Origin of the sequence: Variovorax sp. dw_308, from assembly GCF_019207085.1 — a bacterium.
Taxonomy (GTDB): Bacteria; Pseudomonadota; Gammaproteobacteria; order Burkholderiales; family Burkholderiaceae_C; genus Variovorax.
The window spans coordinates 226286-244213 of record NZ_JAATOM010000007.1 but is presented as its reverse complement, the minus strand read 5'-3'; the positions used below and the strand labels follow the sequence as shown (position 1 = coordinate 244213).

The window sequence follows — 17928 nt, the reverse complement described above, 5'->3', positions numbered from 1 at the left end:
TGTCGTCGAACGCCACCTTCGGGTGGCGTTTGCATTCCCGCTCGACCTTGGTGAATCAGGCCCCCACGAATATGTTTTCGCGATGGTGAGCGAGCAATGCCGGGTCTGGCTCGAAACGCTCCGGCAGGCTCATTCGCTGTCCCTCCAATGGCATGAACACCTGGCGCGAGAAGGCGTCAGGGTTGTGTTTGAGCACGCCGGACAAGACGACCTTGTGATCCTCGCCGATGGTCATGAGGCCGCGGTCGAACGCCTTGTCGTGCAGGACGGATAGCAGCAAGCCGTTGCGCGGATTCAGGCGATTCGCCTTGTCCTTGCCCCACGGAACGATGTGGCTTGCAACCAGCAATGAGGGCTGCGATAGCCCGCTCACGCAGCACTGTCCCGTATAGCTGGCCAACACGGTTCGCCGGAAGAACGCCTGGTTCATTCGAACCCTAACTGTGGCTGCTCGAGTGCGACCTTCGGCGAAAGCGTCCTGTGTGTCGAGAACGTCCTCCAAGGGCGGCAAAACCTCTCCACGAGAGGCAGCCAGTCGTTCGAGCACCGTTTGGCTCTCGCTCGCCATGTCTTCCCAGTCCGCATTGAACTCATCCCAGATCTGCTTGTCGAGTCGCGACGCGGCCTTGAGCCCCACACGGCCGGTGGCAGTGATGGCCGGATCGAAGCTCGCGAAGTTGACCAACTTCATTCCGACCGAGGATGCCGATCGATCCAGCAACCTGGCGAGCTGGACGATTTGCGGATTGGTCTTGTGAAGCTTGCCGAACGGCAGTTGGCAATACAAATTGAACGCTGCGATGAGTTCGTCGCGCGTCCAGGCGCGCTTGGCGATTGCCTGATTCATCCGGTACTTTTTCGGACCTTCGATCTGCCAGCCGGGGGCAGAGCGCAGGTTCCGAGCCCTCGGTTTCAAGAAGTCGATGCTACCGGTCTTGGGAATGAAAACTTCCGAGCTAGAGCGTTGCGTTCGTCATGACAGCAACGTCGTCATGACCCCGTCACAACCTTCTCCCCACAAATCTTGAGCAACCATGTGGACAACTGTCGGACTACTGTGTAGGACCCTTGTAAGTCATTGATTTACAAAGGAAATCAACAGTCTGCTTAATTCGCAGGCACTACCGCGAAGACGCAATTTTTCCTCTTTATCAAGTCCTTGGCACGCTGTCAAAGCACAAGTCTGGGGAGAGTTCCGGCACAAGCAAGGGGTTGTCCACAGCGCGGGTCCCGCCCGCAATGTTGTTCGCCTCCGCGCGACAGCCCGGAAGCATGGGTGCGCACAGTGGTTGAGGAGATGCAAGTGCTTGTCCGCAAACGGAAATAGGGGGCTGTCCACAGGCCGGGGCGGCCCCTATCTACTACTACTAATTTGAATAAGAAGAATAAGAAGAGATAGCAGGAACAGCCCCGCCCGCGTTGCGGGGCGGCATCGGCGCAACAGTTGCTCGCCGCAACAACTGGCGTCGGGCCAGGTCGCGGCGCACGGAACCTCGCACGTCAGGGGTTTGGGCGCGTCGCCGGTTTTGAAATCCGCGCGGTTGTTGATGAGCGTGGTGCGCACCGGCATCTCGATCCCGGGGATGCCCTTCTCATGCCATCTCGGAATGTGGCTGGGTGCGTCATGCGGGCGATGCTCAGCGCCTCCAGGGCAGTGTTTGGCCAATCAGGGTCTATCCCCGCCGTGACTGTCGACGCCGGCCCATGGCGCCTCTGGACCACCCGCCTTGGCCTGTTGCGCAGCACCGTGCCTCGAAAGCCTGCCACCCGCGTCATCAAGGCGCGCCTCCTCATCGCAACTGCAAGCGAAAAGAAATGTTCAACCCCGCCCTCTCATCGTCATGTGCACGTCGCAACCTTTCCCCACAAAACTTGGACAACTTTGTGGACAACTGTCGGACTCACCTGTAACGATGACGTAACTCATTGATTTCAAAAGAGAATCAACAATCTGCTTAATCCTTGTGCACGCCGCCTCGACGTGAATATCTTCCTTTAGCGAGTCCGTTGGAGGCTGTCAAAGCACAAGTCTGGGGACTGTTCCGGCACAACTGTGGGGTTGTCCACAGCGCGCGATCCGGGCGCGATGTTGTTCGCTTTGGCGCGACAGCTGGAAAGCGGGGCTGCGCACAGCCGTTGAGATGACGCAAGTCCTTGCAGGCAAAGGAAAAGATGGCACTGTCCACAGAAGACCGCTGCCCTTACTACTACTACTAATTTAAATAAGAAGAATAAGAAGAAGTAGCAAGGACAACCGCGCCCCTCGGGCCGGCCGGACAATCCTGGCAAAGCCACCACACCGCCACCCGGAGCCAATCCACGATGCTGATCAACTGCGTTGCGTATCAAGACGGGGCCAAGCTGGCCGACATCCCGGTGGCCGAGATCAGCGACTACGTGCTGCGGCCCGGATGCTTCGTGTGGGTTGCGCTGAACGACCCTTCGCCGGAGGAACTGGATGAACTCCAGGTGGAGTTCGGGCTCCACCCGTTGGCCGTGGAAGACGCCCACAAGGGTCACGAACGGCCGAAGATCGAGGAGTACGGCGATTCGCTGTTCGTGGTGATGCAGATGGTGGAGCGTGTCGAGGGTGGTGAGGAACACGGGCTCCACGTCGGCGAAGTCGACGTCTTCGTAGGCAGCAACTACGTGGTTTCGGTGCGAAGCCGCAGCAAGGCCGGGTTCCTGGGCGTGCGGGCGCGTTGCGAACGTGAGCCCGAACTTCTGCGCAATGGCGCGGGATTCGTGCTGTATGCGCTGATGGATGCGGTGGTGGACCGCTACTTTCCGGTGATCGATGCGCTGGAGGTGGAACTCGAGCAGGTCGAGCGGCAGATCTTCGTCGAGCGCAATGCACGCACCAGCATCCAGAACCTGTATGCACTGAAGCAGCGCGTGATGGTGCTCAAGCATGCGGTGTCGCCGCTCCTCGAAGCCGCCAACAAGCTGCACGGCGGGCGGGTGCCGCAGGTCTGCATGGGTTCGCAGGAATACTTCCGCGACGTAGTGGACCACTTGGGCCGGATCAACGGATCGATCGAGTCGATGCGTGACACGATCAGCACGGCCATCCAGGTCAACCTGTCGATGGTGACGATCGAGGACGGCGAAGTGACCAAGCGCCTGGCGGCGTGGGCGGCGATCTTCGCGGTGTGCACCGCCTTCGCCGGCATCTGGGGAATGAACTTCGAGGCCATGCCGGAACTGAAGTGGCGCTACGGCTACGTGATGGCGCTGGTGCTGATCGCGTGCACCAGCGGCTACCTCTACTACCGGTTTCGCAAGGCGGGCTGGCTTTAGGGGCCGGCGAGGCATCGATCAGGTTCTCCTAAGGTCGCCGGCGCAAAGTGTGCTTGTGGAAGTCACACGCACTTTGAAAGGAGTTGGTTCATGACAACCTGGCAATCGACGATGCGGCCCGTGGCGGTCGCGTTTTTCTGTGGCGCTGGCCTGCTCGGCGCGCTGACGGCGCAGGCGGCCAATCCGCCGATCCACATGGCCAATGGCATCGAGTACATGAGTGGCGGCATCGGCAAGGACGAGGCGCAGTTCATGGAAACGGTGTCTCCGCGCTGGGCGGCCACGCTGGAATTCGCGGTCAAGGACGCGTCGAACGCGAACGGTGCGGATTTCACGGCCAATGTGAAGGTGCGGGTGCTGGATGCCGCCACCGGCAAGCCGCTGCTGAGCGCCCAATCCGAGGGGCCGTTCCTGCTGGCGCGGCTGGATCCGGGCCGCTACGAGGTGGAGGCGACCCTCAATGGCCAGGTGCTGAAGCAGGAACTGACGGTGCGCGTCGGTGAAGCGAGCAGGGCGACATTCGTCTGGCCCACCAGCGCACTCAGTTCCTGAAGGCGTGAAGAACTTCCGCGCCCGCATCTCGATTTCTATCGAAGACGTGCCTTGAATGCAGGGCACGCGCCTTGCATCTGGTGGGCCCCGGGGAATGCCCGTCGCCCAAGGCCCAGATGCCGCTTCGCCCTCTCACATTGCTGACCTTGCTGCTGCACCTCCTGATCGGGGTGCGGCTGCTGCCTTCGCTGGCGGCCTTGACGCCCTTGTGGCCGGCACTGTTGCTGCTGCTCGCCATTTCCGCCGTGACGATGCCGTTGCCGTTCATCGGGCGGCGCTCGTCCGCGAAGCCGGTTTCGGACACCTGGAAGTGGGTCGGGTTGCTCAGCATGGGCTGGTTTTCGTCGATGTTCGTGCTGACGCTTGTGCGCGATGTCGGCCTGCTTGGCGCATGGCTGGGCAACTGGGTCGGGCTCTGGACCGTCGATTGGCCGCTGGTGACCTCCTGGAGCGCCGCAGCGGTGCCGTTGATGGCCACCGGTACCTCCCTCCTCGGATTCGTGAATGCACGGCGCACAGCGGGTGTGAGGCGGGTGGACGTGCCCATCGCCGGGCTGCCGAGCGCGCTGGAAGGCTTCACGATCGCCCAACTGAGCGACATTCACGTCGGGCCGACCATCAAGCGGGGCTACATCCTGCGCATGGTGGAAGCGGTGAATGCGCTCGACGCCGACGTGGTGGCGATCACCGGGGACCTGGTGGACGGCAGCGTGCCCGAGCTGCGCGACCACATCGCACCGCTGGGTGGATTGCGAGCGCGACACGGCACCTACGTGGTGACGGGCAACCACGAGTACTACGCGGGCGCTCCGGCCTGGATCGCGGAATTGCGCCGGATCGGGCTGCAGGTGCTGCTCAACGAGCATGTGGTGCTGCGGCAGGATTCCCCGGGCCGCTCCACTGGCGACAACGAGGCGCTGGTGCTGGCGGGGGTGACCGATTTCACCGCCGGCCATTTCGACGCGTCCCAGGCGAGCGACCCGGAAGGTTCATTGGCCGGTGCGCCCCTGGCGAGCACGACGCGCGTGTTGCTGGCACACCAGCCACGCAGCGCAGCGGCGGCAGCGGCCGCAGGCTTCCAGCTCCAGCTTTCCGGCCACACGCACGGCGGCCAGTTCTTTCCGTGGAACTTGTTCGTGCCGCTGCAGCAACCGTTCACGGCCGGGCTGCACCGGCTGCGCGACATGTGGGTCTATGTGAGCCGGGGCACCGGCTACTGGGGGCCGCCGAAGCGCTTTGGTGCGCCTTCGGAAATCGCGCTGCTGCGCCTGGTGCGCGCGCGCTGAGCCCTGTCAGGCGGCCGCGGGTTGGGGCAACGACAGCCGGCGCGCGTTGGAAGTGGCCTTGGCGTGGATGGGTTTGAGCGCTCGCTGGGCTATGCGGGCGCTGGCGCTGGAAAGCTGGCTCCAGGTGTTCGCGACGCGCGTGCTGGCGTCGAGGAAGACCTGGCCGCGGGTGATCGCCTGTGCGGGGGTGAAGCTGGTGGCCAGCGACCACAGGGCCAGGTGGCTTTGGAACCACTGCTGGACCGCGCGATTGACCAGGGCGTAGTTGATCGTGTGCAACTGGTTCGCGATGGCGGCGCCGGATTCGGTGACCGCTGCGAGCTTTTCCTCGCTCATCAGATGGATCTCGCGCATGTCCGAAGGCGATGGCCGCAAGCCGTGTTCCGCCATGCGGCTGGTGCGCATCTGGATGACCGAACCCGAAGAGACCAGCATTTCGCTGGTCTTGAGGGCGACGTCGGTCCAGATCATCAGCGGATTGAAGAATCGGGGGGAGGTGTTTGGCATGCGCATGCCCCGACTATACGGGGAAGAGGGTTTTTTTGCTGCAGTGCAGCAAAAAATCAGAAGGTGCTTGTCAGCTTTCCTACGAAGTCCCGCGTAATTTTCCGTTTCTATGTACACAATTGTTAAAACAAGATCTTTTGTTGCGGCGCGATTTGCCGCGGGGGATTCAACCGATGCGCGTGCGAAAGACGGTGGCTGCCTGTGTGGGTGTTGGTCTGATGGTGGTGTTGGCAGGACCGGCAATGGCCCAGTACCGACAAGGATCCGAAATGCAGACGTCTTGGGGCGTCTACGTGGAAGGCGGGACCACGCTGGAGGGCAGGTCCAAGTCCGACGTGGCCACGGTTGGTGTCACCTACAACTTCGGGCCGCGCCGTGAGATGTGGGGTGGAGAGGTCACCACCCATGGCGATTTCTTCGTGAGCAATTGGCGAGCCCAGCGGCAGTTTTCGGGCGCGCAGACCTACACCCAGATCGGTGCGATCGCCAATGCACGCTATCGATTCGACGCAGGCGCTTCGCCCTGGTTCATGGACCTCGGCATCGGCTTGACCTTGTTCGACGGCTACTACGAGACCGACAGCCGCAGGTTCAGCACGCAATTCCAGTTCACCGAGGTGCTGGCGCTCGGGCGCAATTTTGGGGCGAGCGGCGTCCATGAGGTCTCGCTGCGCCTTCAGCATGTGTCCAATGGCGGCATCAGGGAGCCGAACCCAGGGGAAAACCTGGTCAAGCTGCGCTACGCGTACCGTTTTTGAAGGCTTTGCAGGGCGGCGAGCCCGCGATGGGTAGACAGTCGACGCGGTTGGGTGGGCGAGGTCAGCAGGAGGGTTGGAGCTGCCGCCCTGACGTTGAACCGTCGGCGGAAGCGCGCGCGGCGAGCTTCTTCGCATGGGCCTCCATGGCCAGGTACACCACGGTCGCGGCGGCGAGCGGCGCCCAGTAGTAGACAGCGCGGTAGGTCAGCACCGCCGCGATCAGCGTGGTACTGGACAGCGGCGGCGAGAGCAAGGCAATGAACACGGCCTCGAGCACGCCCAGCCCGGCCGGCACGCGCGACATGAGGCCGGATATCGCGCCGATGAGCAGCACTCCCAGCGCCACGGGATAGGCGACCTGGCCCAGCAGCAGCACATACATCGTCGCGCCCATGACCGACCAGTTGGCGCACGAGATGGCGAGTTGCACGCAGGCCAGGCGCAGCACCGGCAAGTCGATTTCATGGCCGAGCACGTGGAACTCGCGACGCTTCGAGACCGCGCAGAGCACCATGTAGGCCAGTGACGCCAGCACCAGTACGCCGCCGAGCACGCGCAGCGCGACCGTGCCCATGTGCCAGTCGGAGGGCATCGGCACCGGCCAGAACAGGAAGGCCAGGCCAGCCAGCAGGCAGTAGCCGAGCCAGTTGGTCAGCATGCTCAGGCCGACGACGCGCGCGATGACCGGCGCCTCCAGCCCGAGCCGCGTGTAGAGCCGCACGCGCATCGCGAGCGCGCCGACCACCGTCCCGAGGTTGAGGTTGAAGGCGTAGCTCACGAAAGTGATCGCCATGACCGAGCCAGGGCGCAAGGGGTGCGCCGTGTAGCGCCGCCCGACCAGGTCGAAGGTGCTGTAGATCAGGTGGCTGGTCCAGGCCAGGAGGGCAGCCAGCGCCACGACCCGCAGCGGGTAGTCGCGCATCGTCGCGAAGACTTCACGCCAGTCGATCGCACGGGCTTCGTGCACGAGCATGAAGACCACGAAGGCCAGGAAGCCGGCCACGCCGATGCGCCTGGCCCACGGCCACCAACGGTGCGCGGTGACGGACTGGATGCTCATGCCACGTCCGTCCGGGTTGCACCGGCCGGCGTGTGCTGGCCGGCGCGCACGCGCTCGAGCCGTGGTGCGTGCGGCGGCAGCCAGCCGGCCCATGCGGGATACCAGCGCATCAGGTGGAAGATGAAGAAGCTGCGCACCAGGCGCCAGCCGCTCCAGTCGTCGAGATGCTGGCTCTCGATCTGCTTGCAGCTGTGGCGCATCAGGTGCTCGAGCCGCCCGGCGAGCACCGCGTTGAAGGCCTTGTCGCGCACGACCACGTTGGCTTCGAGGTTGAGCGAGAGGGAGAGCGGGTCGAGGTTGCTGGAACCCACGGTGCTCCAGTTGTCGTCGACCAATGCGACCTTGCCGTGCAGCGGGCGGTCGCAGTATTCGAAGATGCGCACGCCCGCATGCAGAAGGTGGTGGTACAGCATGCGTGCGGCCGTCTTGACGATCGGCATGTCCGGCTCGCCTTGCAGGATCAGCCGCACGTCGACGCCACGCCGGGCCGCGCGCCGCATCTCGCGGATCAAGGTGTAGCCTGGGAAGAAGTACGCATTGGCAATGGTGATGCGGTGGCGCGCCGAGCGGATCGCGGCGCGGTAGTGGCGCTCGATGTCGTTGGTGTGGTGGCGGTTGTCGCGCGTGACGAAGAGCACGTCGGCATCGCCTGCAGCCTGACCTGCCTGCACGTCCGGCGTGGCTGCTTCCACGCGGCGGCGGTACCAGCGGTGGCCCTTGCCGCCGGCCGCGATGGCATGCAGCACGAAGCGATGGATGTCGTTGACGATCGGCCCGCGCAAGGCCACCGCGTAGTCCTGCTTGGCCTTGGGGCCGAAGTCCGCGAGATGGTCGGCCGAGAAGTTGATGCCGCCCACGAAGGCCAGCACGCCGTCGATGACCACGATCTTGCGGTGCATGCGGCGCAGCAGGTTCACGCGCTTGCCGAGCACCGGGCTGCCGGGGTCGAAGGCGCGCACCTTGACGCCGGCGCGGGTCAGGCCCTCGACGAATGCATGCGAGAAATGCGGCGAACCGAAGCCGTCAACCATGAGGTCCACCTTCACGCCGCGTTGCGCCGCCGCGAGCATGGCGTCGCGCAGGCCCTCGCCGACCTTGTCCTCGAACAGGATGAAGGTCTCGATGATCACTTCGCGCTCGGCGTTGGCAATGGCCTCGAACACGCGCGGATAGAAGCTTTCGCCGTTCTCCAGCAGTTCGACGTTGTTGCCGGTGGTCCAGCGGCTGCTCATGGGGCGGTTCTCCGTGTCGTTTCAAAGTTCGATGTCGGCCACCAGCGGCGCATGGTCCGACAGGTGCGACCAGGGCTTGCGCGGCAGCACCACGGGTGCATGCGCGCCCGCGTTGCGCACGTAGATGCGGTCCAGCGGCAGCAGCGGAAAGCGCGACGGGAAGGTGCGCGCGGCGCTTCCGTTGGCCTGCACGAAGACCTCGCGCAATGACGCACCTTCGGCCAGCACGTCGTGCGCGCGGCCACGCCAGTCGTTGAAGTCGCCGGCCACGATCAGCGCGGCATCGGCCGGCACCTCGTCGCGCACGATGTGGCAGAGCAGCTCGAGTTGCTGCTGGCGGTGCCCTTCGGCCAGGCCCAGGTGCGCGCAGATCACATGCACGTCGCTGGCCCGGCCGGGCAGGCGCAGCGCGCAATGCAGCAGGCCGCGCTTCTCGGGGCCGGCGATGGACACGTCATGGTTCCGGAAATCCACGATCGGGAATTTCGACAGCACCGCGTTGCCGTGATGTCCCTTCGGATACACCGCGTTGCGCCCGTAGGCGAACTGCGGCCACATGGTCTCGGCGAGGAACTCGTAGTGCGGCGTGTCGGGCCAGTTCTCATGATTGCGCGCATGGCGCTCGTGCGTGCCCTGCACTTCCTGCAGGAACACCACGTCCGCGCCGACGGTGCGCACCGCATCGCGCAGTTCAGGAAGGATGAACTTGCGGTTGAGCGCGGTGAAGCCCTTGTGCGTGTTCACCGTCATCACCTTGAGCGATGCGGGGGTGTATTGCATGACGGGCGTGGCGGGTGGTTGATGAGTCATGGATTAGTCGTTGTACGGCGCGGGCATGGCCGTGCCTGTAGGAGTGCGCGACGTTCAGGCCGCTCCTTCGACTCACGGCGGCCTGTTCCTACAGGGGTGTCTGTCCGATGACCACATTCCGGCGCTGGGCCGGCGGCCTACGGTGATTTCACGGTTCTGCAAGGAGCCGGAGATTTCCAACCCATCCAAAGGAAGACACCATGAAGCAACTCATTTCATCCACCCTGCTGGCGGGCATGCTGGCCGTCGCGGGCAGTGCAATGGCGCAGAAGCCTGAGCCGGTGCAACCGGGCGCGAGCGTCGATGCGCCGGTATCGCGTGACGCTGTGCGCACCGAAGCGCGCATCCACAATCGCACCCCGGCCAATTCGTTGACGCCCGGCGGCGAGGCGAGCACCACGATCAACCATCAACCCAACGTGATGCCCACGCCGATCAGCGACACCACGCGTGCCGAGGTGCGCCAGCAGACCTACAAGACACGCCCCACCTTCCGCGGCGGCGAGAAGGGTGAGCGGCCGGACGTGCCGACCAATCCGGCGCACGAGACAGGCACGCCAAAGTGAGCGGATGGCGCCCTGAGTGAAGAAGCACGTGAAGAAGCCCGCGGTGCATGCGCGCCGCGGGCTTCGTGTCTTTTGAGAGGCCGCCGACGCGGCCTCGGCTTCAACCCTTCGCGGGCGGCGGCGGACGATGGCCGTGGTGGTCCTGGCCGTCGCGCGGGCCGTGGCGCATCATGGCCAGGGACTCGGCGTCGAAGGTCTTCTGCTGCTCCGGCGAGAGAGCGGCGTAGAAACTCTTCGTCGCGTCTGCGCGCTTGGCGAACATGGCCTGGCGTTCGGCCTGGCGCGCCTGCATGCGGTCGATGCGCTGCGGCGTCGTGAGCTTTTCGAACTCGGCGCGGTCAGGCCGTTGCGGTGGGCGCGCCGGTGGCGCGGTGGCCGCGGTGTAGGTCGACCATGCGCCTTCCTGCGCGGCGCTCAGGTTGAGCTTGGCCTTCAAGGCGGCCTGGCGCTGCGCGTGGCGTGCCTGCATGCGTTCGAAGAACTTGCCATCGCGTTGCTGGCGGTCCATCCGCTGCTCGGCGGCGGGCGCGCCTGGCGCGGTGGCGGGTGCTGCGGGCGCCTGGGCCGAAGCGGCGAAGGCCGCGGTTGCCAGCAAGCCGGCGGAGACGAGACGTTGGGTGAGCGAGATCATGAGAAAGCTTCCTTTCGAAGAAGACTGATGCCACTCGGCAGCAGGTGAGAGGGAGTGTGGGATCGCTCTGTGTCGCAAGCGTGAGCCGGCGGTGAGCGTGCGTAAAGTTCGGTGAACGTAAAGGCCCGAAGGCTATGGAGAAGCACAACTGGCCGCGCGGTCGAGCAGCAAGGCGCGCTCGCGGGCGTTGCGCGTGAGCGCCGCGGCGGCTTCGAACTCGGCGCGTGCTTCGTCCGCGCGGCCGAGTTTCGCGAGCAAGTCGCCCCGCACGCTGGACAGCAGGTGGTAGCCGCGCAAGGCGCCTTGGGCGACGAGCATGTCGACCACCTCCAGGCCTGCTGCCGGACCGAAGGCGAACGACAGCGCGACCGCGCGATTGAGTTCGATGACGGGCGAGGGCGTGAGTTGCGCGAGCGCGTCGTAAAGCGCGGCGATGCGGAGCCAGTCGGTGGCATCGGGCGTGCGGGCGCGTGCATGGCAGGCGGCGATGGCGGCCTGCATCGCATAGGGGCCGAGCGCCTCGCCGAGCGCCCCGCTCAGCACTTCCGCCCGCGCGAGGGCGGCGAGGCCGCGCTGCACCAGCAACCAGTCCCAGCGTGACCGGTCCTGTTCAAGCAGGAGGATCGGCGTGCCTTGCGCGTCCACGCGCGCCGGCGTTCGCGAGGCCTGGATTTCCATGAGAGCGACCAGGCCGTGCACCTCCGGTTCGGCGGGCACCAGCTCCGCCAGGATGCGGCCGAGCCGCAGCGCTTCCTCGCAAAGCGCGGGGCGCATCCAGGTGTCGCCTGCCGTCGCGGCATAGCCTTCGTTGAAGACGAGGTAGATCACTTCGAGGACCGATGCCAGGCGCTTCGGCAACTCGCTCGCGTGCGGCATTTCGAAAGGCACCCGGGCCTCGGACAGCGTGCGCTTGGCGCGGACGATGCGTTGCGCCATCGTGGCCTCGGGCACGAGGAAGGCGCGGGCGATCTCGTCGGTCGTGAGGCCGCCGAGCAGGCGCAGCGTGAGCGCAGCACGGGCAGCCGGCGAGAGCACCGGATGGCAGGCGATGAAGATCAGGCGCAGCAGGTCGTCGCCCACCTCGTCGTCGAGTGCCTCGTGGGAATCGACGTGCAGGTGCGCCTCGTGCACTTCCAGTTCGCGACCGTATTCATCCTGCTTGCGCTCGATCATCTTGCGACGGCGCAGTTCGTCGAGCGCGCGGTACTTGGCAGCGGCCACGAGCCAGGCGCCGGGGTTGTCGGGCACGCCCTCGCGCGGCCATTTCTCCAGTGCCGTGACCAACGCGTCCTGCGCCAGTTCCTCGGCCAGGCCGACGTCGCGCACGATGCGCGCGAGGGTCGCAATGATCCGTGCCGACTCGATGCGCCAGACCGCATCGATGGCACTGTGGGTGGCGCTCACGTCATTCGAGAAGGTGTGAAGATTTCGTAGCGAGATCGGTGGCCGCAGTAGAAATATTCACACCTTCTCCGCCGCGGCCTTGAGGTTGGCAAGGCCGGCTTCGAAGTCCGTGCCGATCATCGTGTCCATGCTGAAGAACACCTGCATGATCTTCGACACCAGGGGCGCTGGGCCTTCCATCGACCAGGTGACTTGCGTTGCCCCTGCGCCCTGCGCTTGCAAGATGAACGCGGCCATGTTGTGGGCCGTGAAGGGCTTGCTGAAATCGAGCCGGATGCCAATCCGCTGAGGCATCGACTCGACGATCTCCATGCGGCCAGCGCCGGCATTCCCGGTGCCGTCCCAGGCGTAGACGGCGCCCTTGCCGCTGGGTGCGCCGCTGAACACGCGCTTCATCGACGGGTCGAGCTTTTCATAGGGGGACCAGGTGCTCCAGTTCTGGAAGTTCTCGATGAGCGGCGCGATCTTCTCCGGCGGCGCCTGGATCGTCACGCTGCGCTCGACCCGGAAGGTGTCGGGCTTGCCGGCGGCCAGCCCGAGCACGATCGCGATGGCGGCCGCGAGCAGCAGCAAGAGGGTGAGCAGGATCTTCTTCAGCATTCGGTCTCCCTGGTTCTTCTTGAGCTTCAGCGCGGCACGTCGGCCGAAGCGTGCATCTGCTGCTCGAGGTCCTTCAACTGCGGCTCGGCCACGCCTTCGAAGTCCTCGAGTTCATAGAGCTGCCGCAGTTCCAGCGACACGTTGCCTTGGCCGTCGCTCGCGGGCCAGCGGCGCACTCATTCGAGCGCTTCCTCCTTCGACTTCACCTCGATCAGCGTGAAGCCGGCGATCAGTTCCCTGGCCTCGGCGAAGGGACCGTCGGTAACGGTGGGTTTGCCGTCCTTGAACTGCACGCGTGCGCCGGTCGAGCTGGGCTTGAGGCCCTGGCCGCCGCGCATGATGCCGGCATCGAGCATGGCCTGGTTGTAGGCCATCATGTCCTGGAGCAGCTGCGCATGCTGGGGGCCTGCGGGGCTGGTCTCGGATTCGGTTTCGGCGTCGGCCTTGCGGATGATCATGAATCGCATGGTGTGTTCCGCCTGGCGCTCAATGCTGCTGCTGCTGCTGTTGTTGTGCGGCGGCTTCTGCCCGCAGCCGTTCTTCGTTGGCCCTGAGTTCCGGCGTGAGGGCCGGGCCGAAATCCTCAGGCGAGAACACCTGGCGGATCTCGATCTCGGCGCCGTCGCCGAAGGGCGCGCGCTTGAGCCATTCGATGGCCTCCGCCTTCGACTTGACCTGGATCAGCCAGAAGCCGGCGACCAGTTCCTTGGTCTCCGCGAAGGGTCCGTCGATCACGGTGCGCTGCGCGCCGTTGTAGCGGATGCGTGCGCCCTTGGAGCTGGGGTGCAGGCCTTCGCCCGCGAGCAGCACGCCGGCCTTGACCAGCGATTCGTTGAACTTGCCCATCTCCGTGAGCAGTTGCTCGGAGGGCATGACGCCGGCTTCGGTGTTGGCGTCGGCCTTGACGATGACCATGAATTTCATTTCTCGGGTACTCCTGAAGGATTGGGGTTGTGAAAGGGCTGCCGGCCGGTCGATGGCTGGCCCTGCGCGGCGGCCCTGTCTACACGTCGAACGAGGGCACGCGAAATCGACATCGGGCGTGCGCGGGTCTGCAGATCCTGTTCAAGCCGGCGCGACGATCTGGGCGAGCGCCCGGCTGATTTCATCGGCGCTGGTCGGGCGCACCACGCGTGCGAGTTCCTTGCCGTCGCGCATGAACACCAGCGTGGGCCACAGCCGGACGCGGAAGCTGCGGCCCAGGGCCCTGCCGCTGCCGTCCTCCACGCGGATGCGCCGCACGTCGGCATGGGCTTCGAAGGCCTCGTCGATCAGCGGTTCTGCGCGTTGGCAGAAGCCGCACCAGTTGGTGCCGAACTCGACGACGGTGGCGCCTGGCAGGTGGTCAACCGCGGCGCGGTCGGTGGACTCGGGGGTGTAGGGCGTGCTCATGAAAACCATTCTGCCCACAGGATGAGAATCTTTCTACTGCGGCCACCGATCTCGGGCCTGCGGTGTCGGCTCCGGCATGACAAGCGCTTCGCGCAATTGTCAGCCTCGCCGCAACTGCGTTGTCGCCGCACGTGAGTGCGGCTCCGCTCCTCATCCCGACCTCGACGCCCTCGCTACGAAATCTTCTCACCCTCTGAAACTCGCTAAGGCTTCGCTCGCCATGGCGCCGCGGTGCTCAACCCAGGCTCCCATTCTGGAAATCGTGGACCGCTTCCATCAATTGCTCGCGCGTGTTCATCACGAACGGTCCGTATTGTGCGATCGGCTCATGCAGCGGCTTGCCGGCGATGAGCAGGGCGCGCGCCGGGCTGTGGTTGGTGGCGGCGGCGCGCAGGCGCAGGCCGTCGCTGCCGCTATCGTTGGCCAGGATCGCCATGCGGCGGGTCGGCACCTCGCTGCTGCCGATCCACACTGACTCGCGAAACGCATAGACCAGCGCGTTGCGGTCGTCCGGCAGGGGCTGCCAGAACTCGGCGCCGGGCGGCAGCGTGATGTCGAGGTAGAGCGGCTCGGTGTGCTGGCGCTGCATCGCGCCCTGCACGCCGTGGCTCGTGCCGGCGATCACGCGCACATGGACGCCGGCGGGGGTCAGGTACTCGGGGATCTCGGCGCTCTGGATGTCGCGGTACCAAGGGTCGCACATCTTGTCCTTCGCCGGGAGGTTGAGCCAGAGCTGGAAGCCTTCCATCACGCCGTCTTCCTGCTCGGGCAACTCGCTGTGCACGAGGCCGCGGCCGGCCGTCATCCACTGCACGCCACCATTCGAGAGCAGGCCTTCGTGGCCCGCGCTGTCGCGGTGCCGCATGCGGCCGGCGATCATGTAGGTGACGGTCTCGAAGCCGCGATGCGGATGGTTCGGGAAGCCGCCGATGTAGTCGCCGGGGTTGTCGCTGCCGAAGGCGTCGAGCATCAGGTAGGGGTCGAGTCGCTGCTGCAAGGTCTGCTGCAGCACGCGCGTGAGCTTGACGCCATCGCCGTCGCTGGTGGAGACGCCCGCCACGATGTGGTCGATGCCGCGCGGCGTGGCGACGGGCTGCAGTTCGGTGAGGTGGGTGACGTGGGAGGTGGGGTTTGCGCTGGTCATCCGATGGATGGTGGCACCAAGCGCAGAACCGCGCCAGCAACGCGGGTGTTGGCTCGAGCCGCCGCGCGCGCTTCGCTACCTCAGCGCGGCCATCTCCGGCGAGACGTTCTGCCACGCTACGCCGAAGCCGCCGGGCCCGGCTGTCTTCTGCCCGTCGCGCACCGCGTCGAGCGCCCACTGCGCGCCGGCCTGCACGCTGTCGATGAGCGGCACCGGCACCTGTTCGGCGATGCAGTTGGCGATGCCGGCGAGGCCTGCGCCGCCGAGGATGATGGCCTGTGCGTCGAAGCGTTCGGCGGCTTCGCGGCAGGCTTGCGCGAGCAACTTGCGTGCGCCGGCCGGGTCGGTGGCGAGCTCGGCGCCGGTGGGCGCGACGGTGTGGATGCCGGCCAGCGTCTGCGCGTGGCCGAGCGAGGCGGCCAGGCGCTGCAGCATCGGCCGCCAACGTTCGCCACCCGTCACGATGGCAAAGCGGCCATGCCAGGCCGCCGCTGCGAACGCCGCTTCGGCCAGCGCGCCCACCGGCACGCCGGCGCCCTCGCGCAGGGCGAAGAGGCCGGGGTCGCCGAAGCAGCCGATCAGCACCGCATCGGGCTTGCGACCCTGCGCGAGCGCGGCCGCCCAGGCGTCGAGCACGGTGTGGTTGGCCACTGCATAGCTGGCTTCGGACGAGATGTACGGGGCGCCGAATCGCGCCGTGATCGTGTGGACGTCGAGGGCATCGCCAACCTCCTGCTGCACGTATTGCTGCAGCAGCAGGCTGACGGATTCGGAGGTGTTGGGATTGATGACGAGCAGCGAGGGCATGGCGCGCTCAGTTTAGCGGTCGCTTCCGGGCTCACTTCTTCCGGGCCGAGCGGCGCCGCAGCAGCGCGGCTGCGCCGAGCGCAATGCCCATGACCGCGAAGGACACGATGGTGGTTACGGTGCCGAGTGCGTAGATCGATGGGGTGGTGACGGTCGAGGTCAGCCCCTGCAGTTCGAGCGGCAGCGTGTTGACGTCGCCGATGGCCTGCGAGGTGCGCGCGATCTCGTCCCAGCTCAGCGTGAAGCCGAACATGCCGATACCGACGATCGACGGCCCGATCAGCGGAAGCACCACGTGCTGGAACGATTGCCATGGCGTCGCGCCGAGGTCGCGTGCGGCCTCTTCGTAAGCCGGGTTGAAGCGGTTGAACACGGCGAACATGATCAGGAGGCCAAAGGGCAGCGTCCAGGTGAGATGCGCACCGAGCGCCGAGGTGAGCAGGCCGAGCGCAGTGCCGTAGTTCTCCAGCGTGCTGGTGGCATCCATGGCGGTGAGCAGGTCCTTGATGCCGGTGTCGAGCAGCCGGAACTGCAGGCCGATGCCGAGCGACACGATGATCGACGGCATGATCAGGCTGGCCACCGTGATGAAGAACACCGCGTTGCCGCCCTTGAGCTTCTTGCGGAACGCGAGGCCCGCGAGCACCGACAGCACGACGGTGAAGAGCATGACGACGGCGCCGAGCATCAGCGAGCGCCGGAAGGCCGCGCCGATGTCGACGGTGCCCAGCCCTTCGGCCAGCTTCTGGAACCAGTGCAGCGAGACGCCGCGCAGCGGAAAGGTCAGTCCACCCTCGGGTCCCTGGAAGCTCAGCACGAAGATGGTGATCATCGGGCCGTAGAGGAACAGCACGAACAGGCCGAAGACGAAGGCCAGCGGCCAGAAGCCGGGGGCGCGGTGTTCTCCGATGGGGAGTCTCATGCGGTGTGCTCCATGTCAAAGCTCCTTGCGGATGTCGACGAGCCGCGTCAGCCCCCAGATGATCATCAGCACCACTGCCAGCAGGATCACCGCATTCGCCGCCGCCAGCGGGAACTGCAGATACGAGGTCTGCACCTGGATGATCTTGCCGATAGAGGCGATCTGCTGGCCGCCCATCACGCCGATGGTCACGAAGTCGCCCATGACGATCGTGATGACGAAGATCGAGCCGATCAGGATGCCGGTGCGCGACAGCGGCACGATCACGTTCCAGAGGGTCTGCCAACCCGATGCGCCGGAGTCGCTGGCCGCCTCGAGCAGCGAACGGTCGATGCGCATCATCGAATTGAAGATCGGCACGATCATGAACATCGTGTAGAGGTGCACGAAGGCCAGCACCACCGAGAAATCGGAGAACAGCAGCCACTCGACCGGCTGGGCCACCAGGCCCAGGCCCATCAGGAAGTCGTTGACCAGGCCGTTGCGGCCCAGGAGCGGCACCCACGAGATCATGCGGATCACGTTGGAGGTCCAGAACGGCACCGTGCACAGCACGAACAGGATCGTCTGCATGCCCGGTGACCGGATGTGGAACGCGAGGAAGTACGCGACGCTAAAGCCGAGCAGCAGCGTGATGCCCCAGACCAGCAAGCAGAACTTGAGCGTGCTGATGTAGGTGCTGAGCGTGACGCAGTAGTCGCCGTTGTCGGTGAGGTGCGAGCAGCCTTCGAAGATGCTCAGGTAGTTGCGCAACGTGACGGCCGGGATCAGCTCGTATTCGTTGAAGTTCCACAGGCTGACCATCGCGATCAAGGCCAGTGGAATCAGGAAGAAGAGGAGGAACACCAGCGCGAACGGCGCCGCCTGCCACCACGCCTTGATGGTGTGGGTGGGCATGGAGGCGGTATGGCCGGAAGATGCTGGTGCGCTCATGGTGTTGCGAGGTCTTTCCCCTCT

Annotated in this window: 21 protein-coding genes; 5 read left to right on the top strand and 16 right to left on the bottom strand. The window is 65.4% G+C overall.

The features are described from left to right. Positions 1-55: 55 nt before the first annotated feature. Positions 56-847: an HNH endonuclease gene (locus tag HCU76_RS17005; protein WP_213959073.1), complete on the bottom strand. Its 792-nt coding sequence runs from the start codon at positions 845-847 to the stop codon at positions 56-58. Between the two features lie 1475 nt (positions 848-2322). On the opposite strand from HCU76_RS17005, the gene corA reads away from it, so the two are divergent. From corA to HCU76_RS16990, 3 genes are all read left to right on the top strand, one after another. Next, positions 2323-3300: a magnesium/cobalt transporter CorA gene (gene corA / locus HCU76_RS17000; protein ID WP_218510081.1), complete on the top strand. Its 978-nt coding sequence runs from the start codon at positions 2323-2325 to the stop codon at positions 3298-3300. A 90-nt stretch (positions 3301-3390) separates the two neighbouring features. Next, positions 3391-3852, top strand: coding sequence for a carboxypeptidase-like regulatory domain-containing protein (locus HCU76_RS16995; RefSeq protein ID WP_213959071.1), 462 nt, complete (start codon positions 3391-3393; stop codon positions 3850-3852). A gap of 116 nt (positions 3853-3968) precedes the next feature. Continuing rightward, a complete protein-coding gene (locus HCU76_RS16990; protein ID WP_218510080.1) occupies positions 3969-5138 on the top strand; it encodes a metallophosphoesterase in 1170 nt (389 codons plus the stop codon). 6 nt (positions 5139-5144) lie between these two features. Here HCU76_RS16990 and HCU76_RS16985 read toward each other — a convergent pair whose 3' ends face one another. After that, a complete protein-coding gene (locus tag HCU76_RS16985; protein WP_218510079.1) occupies positions 5145-5645 on the bottom strand; it encodes a polyhydroxyalkanoate granule-associated phasin in 501 nt (166 codons plus the stop codon). A 119-nt stretch (positions 5646-5764) separates the two neighbouring features. Here HCU76_RS16985 and HCU76_RS16980 point away from each other — a divergent pair, with 119 nt between their 5' ends. Next, on the top strand, positions 5765-6403 hold the full coding sequence (locus HCU76_RS16980) for an acyloxyacyl hydrolase (protein WP_218510078.1): 639 nt from the start codon (positions 5765-5767) through the stop codon (positions 6401-6403). A 61-nt stretch (positions 6404-6464) separates the two neighbouring features. On the opposite strand, the gene HCU76_RS16975 is transcribed toward HCU76_RS16980, so the two are convergent. The 3 genes from HCU76_RS16975 to HCU76_RS16965 are packed head-to-tail and all read right to left on the bottom strand — an operon-like array spanning position 6465 to position 9475. Further along, positions 6465-7463, bottom strand: a complete 999-nt coding sequence (locus tag HCU76_RS16975; protein WP_218510077.1) for a YbhN family protein — start codon at positions 7461-7463, stop codon at positions 6465-6467. Beyond that, entirely contained in the window at positions 7460-8695 is a 1236-nt protein-coding gene (clsB, locus tag HCU76_RS16970; RefSeq protein WP_218510076.1) for a cardiolipin synthase ClsB, read from the bottom strand. The genes HCU76_RS16975 and clsB overlap by 4 nt, the downstream gene beginning before the upstream one ends. A 21-nt stretch (positions 8696-8716) precedes the next feature. Next, the gene (locus HCU76_RS16965) at positions 8717-9475 is read right to left on the bottom strand and encodes an endonuclease/exonuclease/phosphatase family protein (protein WP_371319843.1); all 759 of its coding nucleotides are present in this window, start codon (positions 9473-9475) and stop codon (positions 8717-8719) included. Between the two features lie 230 nt (positions 9476-9705). On the opposite strand from HCU76_RS16965, the gene HCU76_RS16960 reads away from it, so the two are divergent. Further along, a complete protein-coding gene (locus HCU76_RS16960; protein ID WP_213959064.1) occupies positions 9706-10071 on the top strand; it encodes a serine/threonine protein kinase in 366 nt (121 codons plus the stop codon). Positions 10072-10171: 100 nt separating this feature from the next. Here the strand turns inward: HCU76_RS16960 and HCU76_RS16955 are convergent, their stop codons facing one another. The 11 genes from HCU76_RS16955 to HCU76_RS16910 form a co-directional block, all read right to left on the bottom strand. Beyond that, a complete protein-coding gene (locus tag HCU76_RS16955; RefSeq protein ID WP_218510075.1) occupies positions 10172-10702 on the bottom strand; it encodes a Spy/CpxP family protein refolding chaperone in 531 nt (176 codons plus the stop codon). Positions 10703-10834: 132 nt separating this feature from the next. Next, positions 10835-12106, bottom strand: a complete 1272-nt coding sequence (locus HCU76_RS16950) for an RNA polymerase sigma factor (protein ID WP_218510074.1) — start codon at positions 12104-12106, stop codon at positions 10835-10837. Between the two features lie 57 nt (positions 12107-12163). Continuing rightward, positions 12164-12706: an SRPBCC family protein gene (locus HCU76_RS16945; RefSeq protein WP_218510073.1), complete on the bottom strand. Its 543-nt coding sequence runs from the start codon at positions 12704-12706 to the stop codon at positions 12164-12166. Between the two features lie 26 nt (positions 12707-12732). Further along, on the bottom strand, positions 12733-12882 hold the full coding sequence (locus HCU76_RS36655) for a hypothetical protein (protein WP_256354237.1): 150 nt from the start codon (positions 12880-12882) through the stop codon (positions 12733-12735). Next, complete coding sequence (locus tag HCU76_RS16940) at positions 12883-13173, bottom strand: YciI family protein (RefSeq protein ID WP_256354236.1); 291 nt, start codon at positions 13171-13173, stop codon at positions 12883-12885. A 19-nt stretch (positions 13174-13192) separates the two neighbouring features. Continuing rightward, entirely contained in the window at positions 13193-13630 is a 438-nt protein-coding gene (locus HCU76_RS16935) for a YciI family protein (RefSeq protein ID WP_218510072.1), read from the bottom strand. 141 nt (positions 13631-13771) lie between these two features. Then, positions 13772-14098: a thioredoxin family protein gene (locus HCU76_RS16930; RefSeq protein ID WP_213959058.1), complete on the bottom strand. Its 327-nt coding sequence runs from the start codon at positions 14096-14098 to the stop codon at positions 13772-13774. A gap of 235 nt (positions 14099-14333) precedes the next feature. Continuing rightward, entirely contained in the window at positions 14334-15242 is a 909-nt protein-coding gene (locus HCU76_RS16925) for a pirin family protein (protein ID WP_218510071.1), read from the bottom strand. Positions 15243-15317: 75 nt separating this feature from the next. Next, positions 15318-16049, bottom strand: a complete 732-nt coding sequence (locus HCU76_RS16920) for an aspartate/glutamate racemase family protein (RefSeq protein WP_218510070.1) — start codon at positions 16047-16049, stop codon at positions 15318-15320. A gap of 31 nt (positions 16050-16080) precedes the next feature. Then, a complete protein-coding gene (locus tag HCU76_RS16915; protein ID WP_218510069.1) occupies positions 16081-16971 on the bottom strand; it encodes an ABC transporter permease in 891 nt (296 codons plus the stop codon). A gap of 15 nt (positions 16972-16986) precedes the next feature. Beyond that, positions 16987-17904 carry an ABC transporter permease gene (locus HCU76_RS16910; RefSeq protein WP_218510068.1) on the bottom strand — a complete coding sequence of 306 codons (918 nt, stop codon included), beginning with the start codon at positions 17902-17904 and terminating at the stop codon, positions 16987-16989. Between the last annotated feature and the right edge of the window lie 24 nt (positions 17905-17928).